This window comes from Candidatus Nanosalina sp. VS9-1 (assembly GCF_047555085.1).
Classification (GTDB): Archaea; Nanohalarchaeota; Nanosalinia; order Nanosalinales; family Nanosalinaceae; genus Nanosalina.
Window position 1 is genome coordinate 991,262 of record NZ_CP180230.1, and the last position, 12,341, is coordinate 1,003,602.

The 12,341-nt window shown below is 46.2% G+C and carries 11 protein-coding genes and 2 tRNA genes; 5 read left to right on the forward strand and 8 right to left on the reverse strand.

Annotation, left to right across the window (positions count from 1 at the left end):
- Window positions 1-66: 66 nt before the first annotated feature.
- The gene (locus ACK3SF_RS05635; RefSeq protein ID WP_414837723.1) at window positions 67-324 is read right to left on the reverse strand and encodes a PRC-barrel domain-containing protein; all 258 of its coding nucleotides are present in this window, start codon (window positions 322-324) and stop codon (window positions 67-69) included.
- 51 nt (window positions 325-375) lie between these two features.
- Here ACK3SF_RS05635 and thpR point away from each other — a divergent pair, with 51 nt between their 5' ends.
- Both thpR and ACK3SF_RS05645 read left to right on the forward strand, forming a co-directional pair.
- Window positions 376-912 carry an RNA 2',3'-cyclic phosphodiesterase gene (gene thpR, locus ACK3SF_RS05640; RefSeq protein WP_414837724.1) on the forward strand — a complete coding sequence of 179 codons (537 nt, stop codon included), beginning with the start codon at window positions 376-378 and terminating at the stop codon, window positions 910-912.
- Window positions 909-1,238, forward strand: coding sequence for an exodeoxyribonuclease VII large subunit (locus ACK3SF_RS05645; RefSeq protein WP_414837725.1), 330 nt, complete (start codon window positions 909-911; stop codon window positions 1,236-1,238). Before thpR ends, ACK3SF_RS05645 begins: the two co-directional genes overlap by 4 nt.
- A 1-nt stretch (window position 1,239) precedes the next feature.
- On the opposite strand, the gene ACK3SF_RS05650 is transcribed toward ACK3SF_RS05645, so the two are convergent.
- Window positions 1,240-1,950 (reverse strand): DUF5794 domain-containing protein, encoded by a 711-nt coding sequence (locus ACK3SF_RS05650; RefSeq protein ID WP_414837726.1) that lies wholly within the window; start codon window positions 1,948-1,950, stop codon window positions 1,240-1,242.
- A 227-nt stretch (window positions 1,951-2,177) separates the two neighbouring features.
- Between ACK3SF_RS05650 and ACK3SF_RS05655 the strand changes: the two genes are divergently transcribed.
- On the forward strand, window positions 2,178-2,555 hold the full coding sequence (locus ACK3SF_RS05655; RefSeq protein WP_414837727.1) for an FxsA family protein: 378 nt from the start codon (window positions 2,178-2,180) through the stop codon (window positions 2,553-2,555).
- On the opposite strand, the gene ACK3SF_RS05660 is transcribed toward ACK3SF_RS05655, so the two are convergent.
- Complete coding sequence (locus ACK3SF_RS05660; RefSeq protein WP_414837728.1) at window positions 2,556-3,965, reverse strand: hypothetical protein; 1,410 nt, start codon at window positions 3,963-3,965, stop codon at window positions 2,556-2,558. It lies immediately after the preceding gene.
- 75 nt (window positions 3,966-4,040) lie between these two features.
- Entirely contained in the window at window positions 4,041-8,675 is a 4,635-nt protein-coding gene (locus tag ACK3SF_RS05665) for a hypothetical protein (protein ID WP_414837729.1), read from the reverse strand.
- A 389-nt stretch (window positions 8,676-9,064) separates the two neighbouring features.
- On the opposite strand from ACK3SF_RS05665, the gene ACK3SF_RS05670 reads away from it, so the two are divergent.
- Together ACK3SF_RS05670 and ACK3SF_RS05675 are read left to right on the forward strand one after the other, a co-directional pair.
- Window positions 9,065-9,217: transfer RNA gene (locus ACK3SF_RS05670), tRNA-Thr, on the forward strand.
- A gap of 141 nt (window positions 9,218-9,358) precedes the next feature.
- Window positions 9,359-10,156 carry a hypothetical protein gene (locus ACK3SF_RS05675; RefSeq protein WP_414837730.1) on the forward strand — a complete coding sequence of 266 codons (798 nt, stop codon included), beginning with the start codon at window positions 9,359-9,361 and terminating at the stop codon, window positions 10,154-10,156.
- A 31-nt stretch (window positions 10,157-10,187) separates the two neighbouring features.
- Here the strand turns inward: ACK3SF_RS05675 and ACK3SF_RS05680 are convergent, their stop codons facing one another.
- The 4 genes from ACK3SF_RS05680 to ACK3SF_RS05695 form a co-directional block, all read right to left on the reverse strand.
- Window positions 10,188-10,595, reverse strand: coding sequence for a plastocyanin/azurin family copper-binding protein (locus tag ACK3SF_RS05680; RefSeq protein ID WP_414837731.1), 408 nt, complete (start codon window positions 10,593-10,595; stop codon window positions 10,188-10,190).
- Between the two features lie 46 nt (window positions 10,596-10,641).
- Window positions 10,642-11,385 carry a hypothetical protein gene (locus ACK3SF_RS05685; protein WP_414837732.1) on the reverse strand — a complete coding sequence of 248 codons (744 nt, stop codon included), beginning with the start codon at window positions 11,383-11,385 and terminating at the stop codon, window positions 10,642-10,644.
- A 41-nt stretch (window positions 11,386-11,426) separates the two neighbouring features.
- On the reverse strand, window positions 11,427-11,897 hold the full coding sequence (locus ACK3SF_RS05690) for a hypothetical protein (protein ID WP_414837733.1): 471 nt from the start codon (window positions 11,895-11,897) through the stop codon (window positions 11,427-11,429).
- A gap of 286 nt (window positions 11,898-12,183) precedes the next feature.
- Window positions 12,184-12,271, reverse strand: a tRNA-Ser gene (locus ACK3SF_RS05695).
- Window positions 12,272-12,341: the final 70 nt, after the last annotated feature.

Below are 12,341 nucleotides of genomic sequence, written 5' to 3' on the forward strand. Positions count from 1 at the left end.
TGAATAGAAAAATAGATGTAGAACGTGCGTATATGGAAAATTAAATGAGAAGGATATGAGAATTTTTTACAGGCCTTCGGATACAATCACAAAGTCTCCGATGGACTTGACTGCGGAGAAAGGTACGATCGTACGGCCCTGAGAGTCTTCCTGCAGGTGCTCCTCGTTTAGATGGTCTGTGGTCTGGCTTACCAGGATGTTCATCAGTTCGCCAGTATCTGCGACGAATGATACGTCTTCAACATTTCCGTACTTCTTTCCGTGTTCTTCTGATACGATTGTCTTTCCGATTATTTCAGTTCCTCTCGGGTGATCTTCAGCCATTTTTTGTGCACCTGTATTTACTTATTGATGGATGCAACATTAAAAACTTGTATGGCGCGAGTCTTCTCCGCGGTCGATATAGAAGATGAAGACGTTCTCGATCAACTGGAAAAAACACAGGAGAGGCTGAATCTTGGATTCAACACGGTGCCACGCGAAAAAATGCATATCACTCTGGAGTTCTTCGAAGATGTGAACGAAAAACAGATAGACAAGATAAAGCGATCGATCAGGAACATCCAGATAGACTCTTTTCAGGCCTCTATCAACGGAGTTGGCGCTTTTCCTTCAGAGGATTACATGCGAGTTGTATGGGCGGGCCTCAAAGCTCCAGAGATTTTCCGGCTGAAGAAACAGGTTTCAACACACGGCGTCACAAGCCAGGATCAGAACAGCTTCACGCCACACATAACGCTGCTGCGTGTACAGGACATAAATCCGAAGCGAAAGAGAAAACTACAGAAACACATAGATGAATACAGAGAACATAGCATAGCAGATTTTGAAGTAAACAAAGTGAAACTTTTCGAGAGCGTTCTGACTGAAAACGGCTCTAAATACAGAATACTGGAGGAGAAAAAACTGTGAAAGATATCGGACTGAAACTTTTCCTGGCCTCCACAGGCCTTGTAATACTTGGATTCTCAGCAGCTCAGACACCTCAAACACAGAAAATAGGAAGTATCGAGGCCTCAGATATAGGCGAAAAAGTGGCTGTAGAGGGAGATATATCTGATGTCTACAGTTCTGGAGAGGCCTGGTTCATGGAGATAAGCGACTCTACAGGCAGCATTTCCGGCGTCTCATTCTCTGGCAGCGGCTTCACATCAGGACAGGCTCTTCTTGTAGGAAGAGTTGAGATGTACGATGGCGATTTACAGCTGGTGATTGAAGACGCTTCTGTAGCACCATGAGTCAACACGAGGCCCTGTAGGAAACGATTACAGAAGCACCGAAGACAGCAAGGCCTAGATTTGAAGGAATCTGAAGTCCGAACTGCGATAAAGCGATCAGCGTGAGGACAGCTGCCCCTCCTCTTCTTATGTAATGAAGGTTCAGCGATGAGCTATCTACATAAGCTGCCAGATACAGTGCTGCTACTGCTGAAAGAGATGTCAGAAGAGCAGGAACTATGTAAGATGCTGTAAGGGCTAAGGCCTGAGGACTTTTTATCGAAAGTACTGCACCTGTCAGTATTATAGCTGGGACAGGGAAAAGCTTGGCTTTTTCCATTCCAAGCATGTTAAGTGCTATAGACAGTAATGCCAGGCCTGCAACAGTTCTCATCATCTCAATATAGAATATTTGCTCGAATACAGGTGCTACTAAAGATGTTACCAGTGCTCCAGCCACAAGCACAGGTGCTGCTTTTGCAACTGTTCTTTTTGCTTCTTCTACCGTTTCAGAAGTCGAGTAAAGAACTGCAAGAGCTCCTGCACCAGTAAATATCGTCAGCGATACTGCTATTATATCTGAGAAAGTGGATACTGCTCCGCTGACAAGCAAAGTGGCGAATACTCCATCTATCAATGGGAGACATAGTACAGTTACAAGTCTGCGCGTATCCTCATCGAAGAAATCAAGCATTTGCCCTGAAGCGCCACTAGTTAACGAGTCCAGATCCATGAAGAAAGACACCGGGAAAACGCGCGGGACTCTGGACGATTAATTCCAGATAAACTTGGTCCCATTAAACATGAACTTTGACGACATAGTGGCGACTGCGCCCGTAGAGAAAACTGTTTCAACGCAGTAATCCGTCGCCATACAGTACTAAAACACTTGAACCATTATAAATCTTTCTTGCTTCCTCGGGATTACGTTTAAACAGGTTGCCGGAGAAGAAGTTTACCATGATAGGCCTATTACTGCTGGCGATCGCAACAGTACCTTTCATCGACATATACATACTGGTGCAGATAGCAGGGATGATCGGCTTCTGGCAGACACTAGCACTGATCCTTCTCACAGGAGCTGTAGGCCTGGAAATCGTCAGAAGAGAAGGGATATACGTCCTTGTAAAGATGCAGAGATCAGTTACTGCCGGAGAGGCCTCAAGAAACGCACTTGAAATAGGATTCCTGGTGCTTGCAGGCCTTCTACTGATCCTTCCAGGTATCGTAACAGATGTAGCTGGATTTTTGCTTGTCTTCAGGCCTGTACGTGAAAGACTTGCTGCAAAATACAGCGGTGAAGGATTCAATGCAGAAGTAAGAACTTTTGGAATTTAACTATCTTTTATCATCGTTCAATCGATCTTGAAGCTCTGCAACGTTTCTCCTGAGACTCTGCATGCGGCCTTCAACGTTCTCCTCCCTCTGATGTACTCTTCTGATCTCTCTTTCCATCTTCCGGGCCTCTCTGCGCTCAATCACGTAAACTATCGCCACAACAAGCACAATAAGTGCAGCCACTGAACCAATTATGTAAAAAATCAGGTCTGATGAGTTGTCTTCGACCTGTAACTGTTGCCGTCTCCCTCCTATGCTGAAAGAGGCCTCTCCTGGTTCTACTTCTGTCTCGAAAGTTACAGTTCTGGTTTCTCCTGCTTCAAGAGATTCTGTATAAGTTTTTACAACTTCAGATCCCTGCATCAGATCGAAAGTTTTCTCACCAGCAATATTCCCGTTATTCGTTATAGAGGCCTGTACGCGGACTCTGGAAGTATTGGCTATCTGTTCAACTTTCATATCTGTTACCTGTAAATCTGCTCTTTCAGGAGGCTTCTCAGGAACACCTATTGCATATGATCCCGGTCTGAAATCTGCACTGTAGCGGTAGCTGTCAAAGTTCTGTGAGAGGAAGTTAATATCTACATCACGCCACGAAGTGGAGGCCTGTCCCTTCAGGAATACATCTTCAGTCGACATCTGATCTTTGGAATCCAGCCAGGATTTATCGACTTTGAGGCCTAACTCTCCGCCGCTGTAATCGGAGACTCCTGAAAGACTAACTACAATGTACGAGTATGCTCTGCCCGAATTTACTGAAACTCCTGCAAGAGGTGCGTCGCTAGTTGATAGCTCCATAGACGCATCCCTCACCGGCTCCTGTGCTGTGAAGCTGAGGCCTGTAAGGGACTTGCTGTTCTCCACAGTTACTACAAGCCTCTGGCCTCTTGATAGGGATCCTATGTCGACATCTGTGGCGCCGTCAAGAGTCACAGTTATACGTTTCGTGTTTGGTGGGGACAGAGATCCTGATGAATCGTTCTCGGAATCATTTTCCTGTGTTTCGTTGTCGTCTTCAGGCGGCAGGAAACCACCGCCGCCTCCGCCTCCAGAAGAACCGCCTCCAGAACTACCTGAGTCAGTTTCTTCCTCATTCTCTTCTTTGTTCTCTCCTGTATCCTCTTCAGTTTCATTGGATCCATCTTCTGCACCGGATTCGCTGAAATTACCGGCGTAATCGAGATTTTCTGAAGCACCAGACACTATATCAATAAATTCAGAAGTATTCGATCCATTGACGAACATATAGGCCTCTTCTCCGCTCTCACCGGAAATTTTCACATCGTAGTATCCACTCGAATCAGTAGAGGTCTCTCCAACAATATTATCAGTCCTGAAACTTACATCCAGTCCTTCAACAGGATCGCCGGTACTGTATTCTGTTATCTCTCCATATACCCTATGAGGCATCTCTGGCTGTGAAAAAGCGGGCGATGCCAGTAAAAACAGAAGTGTAATCAGAAAAACGTGCCGAGTATTCAATTTTTAGCCACCTCCATCGACCACAGGCTCAGAATAAGATGCTGAGTCCCCTTCCCAGTTCAGCCAGTAGGCCTCTCCAGGACTCATTTCTCCAGGACTATTTCCTGTGCTGTCTCTTACAGTATCTACCTGTCGGCTCCCTGCACTTGACTGTTCGTAAACAGTGTCGACATGTGTAGTGTCCAGTGCTCCAAATGCTCCTGTCTCGGAGTTATCAGCCGGTACCGTATGCTCCTGGAAAGTTCCAATCAAATTGTAGCCATTTGCAAGGCCTGTACTGGCATTTGCAAGATCTCTGCCCGTCATATGAGTTCTTACGGTATTGACGTTTGGATTCAACACGAAATCTTCTGAGGCCTTTATCATGTATCCTACTCCTCCTTCAAATTCAGTGAAATCGTTCTGTGAGGCCTCTGGATCATATGTCTGCCATTGGCTGTTCCTGTAAGTCCATACAACATCTATCTTGGAAGTATCGATAACTTTCTCGATTGCAGGAGTTGTCTCATCAGCTATCGGGAAGGAGACAAAGTTCCATCCCTCGACCATCTGCTTCCTGAAGCTGTTAACGGTTACATTGTCTGAGGCCTCCAATACTGCCGTGTTGCCGCTGGAATCTGTGATATTAGTTATACCTGTTACATTAGGACTGTTTCCTGTTGGCAGTATCTCTCCGTATTCAACTGTGTGTAGCTGTGCTGAATCTGTGTTCTGGAACGCCAGTGCTTTACTGGAGAGATTGATCTGTTCTCTATCACCCTTCACCGGCTCGCTGAATCTTACATTGACGAAAGTGTTGGCGTAGGAGCTCTGTCCGTGATTTATCTGGGCGTTAAGAAGTACCGGATTTGTGGTGTCAACTGTTCCTGCGAAAACCTGTTCCTCGTCGATAGAGTTTCCGCTGGAGTCACGGATCGCCTCAGAGAACATTGTAACTGAAGGACTGCTGTCCGTGCCTCTTTCACTGCTTATCTCCAGATCAAGCTCCGAGTCATCAGATTCTCCTGAAACCACGCCCTCTACTTCACCGGCATCTCCTATGCTGAATGAGTCAGGGAGAAGTTCCGAGGCCTGATCATCAAGAGGCTCAGTAAAGTTCAGGCCTATCCTGTCTATCCTTGCATCCCTGTTATCGTCTCCAGTAGTTGCATTAAATATTACAGGTGCAGCCATATCTGCAAGAGTTCTATTGAAATCATTCAAAGTATTACCAGAGTTATCTACAACTGCATCGGCCTCGTAATCAAGGAACGGCTCACTTTCCTTAACACCAGTGATGTTTTCATCTGCGGAGGCCTCAAGTTCAAGAGTATCATTGTTTCCTGCGGTTCCGGAGTCAACTGTGAGGCCTGAAAGTTCTTCTTCAGTGACGTTCCAGTCATCGCTGCTGAATGCACTGTAACTTATGTTCTCAGAGAAGTTCAGCTCTATAAGATCGACTTTTCCATCCTCATTGACGTCTCTGTAGACCTGTGTCTCCAGCTGCGGCTTGAGCCCATCCTGCGCGTACACAGAGTCATCGCTTCTGCTGTTAGCAGCATTGTCCTGAATGAATTCTCCTTCAGCGATTTCAACATCGAAAGTCTTGTTCGTCTGAACAGACTCGTTCAACACAAGCACTATGTTGTTGCCATCCACCATGTTGGTGTCATCCGGTCCTAACGCCGAGTCCACAAGCAGGTCCTCTCCAACGATATTGAATCTGCCTGGAGTGATATGGCTACCGTAGTCAAGGCCTGAATACTGCTCATTCGTCTTGACAAATACTTTAGACGTGGCAGTACTTTCCCCGCCGTTTCTGTTACCTGTCCAGGCCTCTACAAGTTCAGGTGCATGTCCATCGATCACCTGTACATCCTCGCTAGTTACAGTTCCGACAGATCCTCCTGCAAGAGAGATCTGTGACGTCTCTCCCTTGAAGCCGTGCAGCATATCACCTAGATCGCCTGCTGGCGCTGAATCAAACTCCACGGAGAACTTTGTATCATTTGTTATATTCTCGGAGACTCCTGAGCTCCATTTGAGGCCTCCATCGTATCCAAGTACTCCAACTTCTTCCCTGGTGTCCTCGTAATGCCTGTAGACTCTGAGGCCTGAATTTATCGCCGTATCATTTGCTTCTGTGAAGAATTCAGGATAATCTGCAACATCGACTACGTTGCTTATCTCAATATCCTGTACAACGTTCTGGTAGACTCCGTTTCGATCAGTATCGTTTACTATCTTCTCTCCGTCGGAATAAGTTGCAGCAGTGTGTCGCGTTGAATCTGCAAAGTTGAATATTTCCTCACCATCGAATGAGTCCGAGGCGGATCCGTTTGTAACCAGCTCTACTTCGAGAATATCCTCTCCAGCGTTGTATACTCCTTCGTCAGCACCGGAGCTCTGTGAATCAAGGAACACTGTTTTCTTCATCCCGGTCTCATTCAGAGATCTGTTGAAGTTCTGTAGATTGCCTTCAAACTCAGTATACACGTAATCATCAGAACCGGAAGTATCTGCCCTATCCAGCGATCCTTTACGCAGCAATCCGTCACGTCCTGCATCATGAACCAGAGGATCAACAGCAGGATCGAATCCTGTCGATCCCGTCTCCATATACTTTGTCTCGGCCTGAAGAGCTGCAAAACCAGCGCTACCAGGAACTATTACATCGCTCCCGTCACCGAACCCGTTAGTGGCGTCTACGATGGCTTCACCTTCCTCGTACTCTGTAGAATCATCACTGTCGAAGTATCTTATGTTGCTGTCAAATCCTGCTGAAGGCATCCTTCCCTCTCTTATAATATCATCTGTATCGTTCAGGAACTCATCTGTCGTGGAAATCAAGGCCTCTCGTCCCTGCTCGTTATCTGAAAGCCTTCCTATACCTGCATCGTAGACATCCTTATTATTTCTATCAAGTGCTGCAACATTATCAGAGGCTGTGAAACTGTCAAGTACAGCTCCCTGATCAAGATCACCTTCCTCAACAGTACCGTTACCTGTATCCTTATCGCCTAACTTCACTGTAGAGTTCCAGTGTCCAAGCCTGACATCGCCCGTGGAAACCTGGCCTGTATCATTCATCGCAACGTAGAGGCCGTCCTCAAAGACACTGTTCGAGGACGTGTCGACGTCCCAACGGGAAATATTTCCAAGAGTATCATTGTAATCATCAGAGATCAGAGTTCCTGCCTCACCTTCAGGCCCAAGAACGACATAGTCCTGAGCAGAGTCAGAAATATTCAGAACAACCTGATCTCCAGCAGTGTAATATCCGTCCTCATCCGTATCATTGTAGCCTAACTCTCCTGATTTCGTGTAGTTCCCGGCAGGAGAATCAGTACTGTCAACATCGCTCTGCGTGAACTCTGTTCCAACAGAGGCCTCTACAGTACCGTTATCAGGATCCTGATTGTACAGAAGGATATCGCCCTCGCTAAGGCCGTCGTCTTCTGTGTCATAGACAATGACGTCCTGATCAACGCTGTCTCCTGGATTCCAGGAGCCTGTGCTGGAGCCGTACTCAAGCACTCTGAAACTTCCACCACTGTAAACACTCAGGGATTTCCCGAGATCGTTCGTCTCAGGATGACTGTCAGAACTATTCATTACTGAAAGCAGATTCAGGCCTAGAGATATCCCTGTGGAAGAAGGCCTTGAAGAGACATCGTAGTTGCCAAGCCGGATATCGGAAGCGTTAACGTAGTTATTATTTTCCTGACTGTAGTATATCGGATCTCCGGACGTGAAAGCGCCATCGCCCTGATCTGCGTAAAGTAAAGTCGTCTCATTGGCCCACAGAAGATCAGCCTTTCCATCCCTCTTGATGACATCGCCGCTTCTCTCAAGAGTATCATCCTTACTTCCCTCCTCACGCACTATAGCGGAGGAAGCAACGAATCCTATCTGTGAGCCGTTCTGCTCCAGATATCTCGTCGTATCGGCCTCAAACTGGCTTGGATAGAACTCCGATCCAAGATCAATCACTCTATCACTGCTGTCAAGCACGTTATCAGAGCTATTCACAAGAATCTCCGTTCCATAAACTCCTCCATCAAACTGTCCATTGCCGTTTGACTCCACGTACCGGACATCACTGTGAAGAGTCCTTGAAGAGAAGTTACCTGAAGCCAGTACCTCGGCACTTCTGTCAACGAGGCCTGAATCAGTACGCAAAACTATCTCTCCGGCGAATCCTGCTGTAGAATTATTTCCATCAAAAACACTGTTGTTATCGACACCGCCATCCAAAAAGTAGACATCGGAAGAAAAGTTCGCTATCGCAGTACTGTTCAGCACAGAGGCCTTATCGCCCACATGCTCACGTACAACTCCAAGAATGTCCTCTCCATCACCGTATCCGTTGAGGCCTTTATCCTCTCCGGACTGATTCAGGAACATCGTACTGTTATCCTCAAAACTGTAGACAGCAGCTCCCGGTACAGGCGATCCCGAAATATTTTCGTCGCCCCCATAAGTAATATTGAAACTGAAAGCACCAACACCGGTAGAATCAGGCTGAACTGTCTCATCATTAGCCATTCCATCTCCAAGAGGAGTTATCGACGTCCCTGAAGCCAGGCCCGTCAGAAATACAGCTAAAGCTAAAACATAAAGTACATCAGCGATGTCCGAATTTTCTCTCGCTTTCATCTAGATCAGTACCTTTCCGAATTTAGGCACACTACCGAGGCACAGTTCAAAGGCCTCAATAGTTCCTGGTCACTAAATAATGGGCCTAGCTGGTTTAAAAAATCACTTAATACGACAGCCATCAAAAAAGCCAGAAACACCTGTTGTTACCAAAAAGTATAAAAAAGTTTACTGTGATAGTTGTGTTACGGGTTGGCTACCCGAAGTGAAGCAACCTCTCTTCGACTCTTGTCAAACTTCATCTGTAGAAGAGGGGAAGATAACTTGAGGGGGATCAACAGGGAGCGAGAGCTCCCCAAACAGGCCCTCCACAAAAATTTCCAGGAAAAATTTCTCCACAGTGCAGAATTTAAAGAGTAAAGGCCTACACTACAAACACAGCGAAAAAGGCCTCGATGGCTCAGCTTGGTAGAGCGGTCCCCTCGTAGGCGTGGTTACTCTCGAGCCGGACGCAACAAGTCCATCCAAAGAATGGCTTCCGGTATTGCAGCAAACTACACAGAGCTAGGGACAGATCCCGGGTTCAAATCCCGGTCGGGGCTAAAAATTTCTCTTCCTGAAGACACCTAGAATTTATCCTGTGAAAAAATTCAGGAAGATGAGCTCCTTAACCTATATAGCCGGTTTTTGCGGGCCTAAAACCTCAAAAGAATTTTTTAATTAAAAACGCATAATTAGATCTTATGAATTTATTTTATCGGCGGGTAAAATGGGTTCTTACTTTTCTGATCTCATTGCTGGCTGTCGTTCTCATACAGCAGATAAGTCCAAGCAGCTCTACTTCAGGTGGCATAAGCAACCTGGCACGAGTAGCAATTCTAGTTATGGGGATGTCGATACCTTTCTATACCGTCCGCACTTACAGACTGAAGAATCTGTGCGAAAATATTTCCGATCTTGATGAAAAAGAACTAGGCGAACTAAGACCAGGACTGAATGCTGTGAACGTGTATCTTGAATCAGAAAATCCTGTAAAAGCACCTATATCAGGCAATAACGTGGCTTTAGCTAAAGTCACCGTCAACAGTTTCAATTACTGGTCAATATTCGCTGAAAGAATCCTGGATTACAGCAGACTATTCCTAAGTAACGGGAGAAACAAGATAGCATTTTCTGTAGACCAGAACTGTAGAATCAAAATGCCTGGATTCGAAGAGGAAAGTGATTACGTTTCGGGCCTAGGATCTCCAGAGGATAGCGTGAAACAGTTCGAGCAGAAAAACAGCGTAAACAACACTTCGTTCCGGCGCGGCTACGTTGAAAAAGGAGTCAAAAATAGCGAAGATCTGACGATCATCGGAGATTTCGAAGAAGGGAACAACGGGATACAGCTTACATCTTCAGAAAAACTTCCGGCAATAATCAGCAAAAAAGGGCTGAGCCAGCTGACTGAACACTACAAAAACAGGAAAAAACGGAATGCTGCAATCACATCCGTCCTTATCATAGCAGTAACTGCGGGAACACTACTCCCGCTATAACAACATCCTTGTAGAGGCCTCTAAAACGAGATTATTCTGTTACCGTGATTCTTCCGCCGGCTGCGAAAGGCCTGTGATTGTGGTAGCTCCAGTTGCCTGTCTTTTTGAACGTGAAAGAGTATTTTTCTCCTGTCTGGCATTGATCGAAGGCTGTTATCGAAGAGTTTCCGCAGTGTTCTCCTATAGTTGTGTTGGAGTAGTCTGTATGTGTTGGATGGGGATCAGAGGCTATCCACATGCTGATGGAGGCCTTGTTGCGCCATACAACTGTATCGCCTTTTTCGATAGTCAGGACAGTTGGCTGGAAGCCTCTCTCCGTCATGTTGACTGTATAAGTCTCTGACTCATCCAGGTCTTCCTGCTGTTGTGGTGCGAAAAGTGCGACGAGTGAGACAGCGAAGACTACCAGTGCCAGAGTCCTGATCTGTGGCTTCTCCATGAATTGAAGATTTGTGGATCTCTGTATAAAAAATGCTTCAAAGTATTCAGGCCTCTGCAGTTATGTGATCCCAGTATACTCCGACAAGCAGAAGTGATAGGAAAGTTATCGCGGCGAAGTACGAAGATGTTGCAAAGTAGTCTCCCTCTGTGAGAAGCATTCCGAACTCGTCCATGAATATTCCTAGGCCTGTCCCGTAGAGTACTGCAGCGTATTTCTTGGAGAATCCTTCGCGGAAGAGCAGAAGCCATCCTGCGGAGATCAGTGCTGCGAATCCGAAGAAGAAATGATGGATGTGATATCCGCTCACCCATATCTCGTTAACCGGTATAAAGAATGCAGGGCCTGCTGTTTCAGGGCCTACGATGCCGGAAAGTATAACTGCTACACGTGCAACAACGAATGACAGGAAAAAAGTGGAGAGAACTATCATACGGAGCTTGGATTTTTCCGAGTACGATGAAACTTTCTCCAGTGATCCAAGATATATATCGAAGAGAAAGTGAAGTATTGCACTTGTAGAAAGCAGGAAGAATCCGGCTATAATACTGAAAAGCTGTTCCTCAACGACTAAAGCAGACATAACTTCCTCTGCAAGATCTCCAAGCACAAAACTGTAGAAAGCTGCCGGGAAACGTGGAAAAAGCAGTGCAGAAACAGTAGCGGAGAATCCTACTACGACTCCAAGCGTGGATAAGCTTCGCAGAAGCTTCAGATCATCTTTTTCCAGGCCCAGAAAGGCAAATACCCTCTTCAATAAAGATTTCAGGGCCTTAAAGCTTCTATCCATAAACAGGAACAGTTTTTTGACTGAAAATTTATAGAACTGTCTCAGTGAAATGTAGGATCATCATCAGGATCCTTGAATCTTTCTACACCTGTCCCGAGATCGCTCTCCGGCCAGGGATGATTTAACACAGTCAGCGCCCGCTCCTCGTAAGTTTCTCTATCCAGGCCTGAAAGCTGATCCTCGTACTCACGGAACACGGCTCTAGTCTTCTTCGCAAGCAGGATTTCATTTCCATCATCGAGGAAAGCCGTCGCCATAGCCAGATCGAGTTCCTCATCCCCGAGATAATCACTTCTCAAAATCTTCCTCGTCTGATGCGCGTATAGAGCTGCACCTACCTCAGCAAGCTCGTCACGTACCTGTTCAGGAACTTCATCCAGCTGATGATCCAAGTTCTTCTCCAGGAGATCCTCGTAGGCCTCTTCCACTTCATCTCCAACAGCCTCTCCCACAACTTCCTGGAAGTACTCCTGAAGCTCGTCAACAAGCTCCTCTCGATCCTTATCCTCCATAGGCCTCAACAACGAGATTAAAAGTTATAATTTTCCCGGAAGAAAAGCTTTAGTATGAAACTGGAAAGCTGGAAAGGCATCACATTACTCTGGATTGCTTCATATATCACAGCCATAGTGGCCGCATCTATAACCTGTAGGCTATTCCAGTGTGCCAGTCAGGCCCGGATAGGAGGAATATTTTTACAAACACTTATGGTTCTATCACTGCTATTCTGGTTCTACCTACGTGGGAAAAGAAAGGAACAAGAGTAGCTCTCAAAATTGGAAAAAGTAGAGAAAGATGCGCCGGGGCCGGGATTTGAACCCGGGAGGGCGGTGAAGCCCAGTAGCTTAGCAAGCTACCGCGATAAACCATACTCTGCCACCCCGACATTTGAGGCCTGTATGTTATCTGTTTCACGGTAAACAACTTAAAAACAAGTGTAGGCCTGTCCGGGCAAA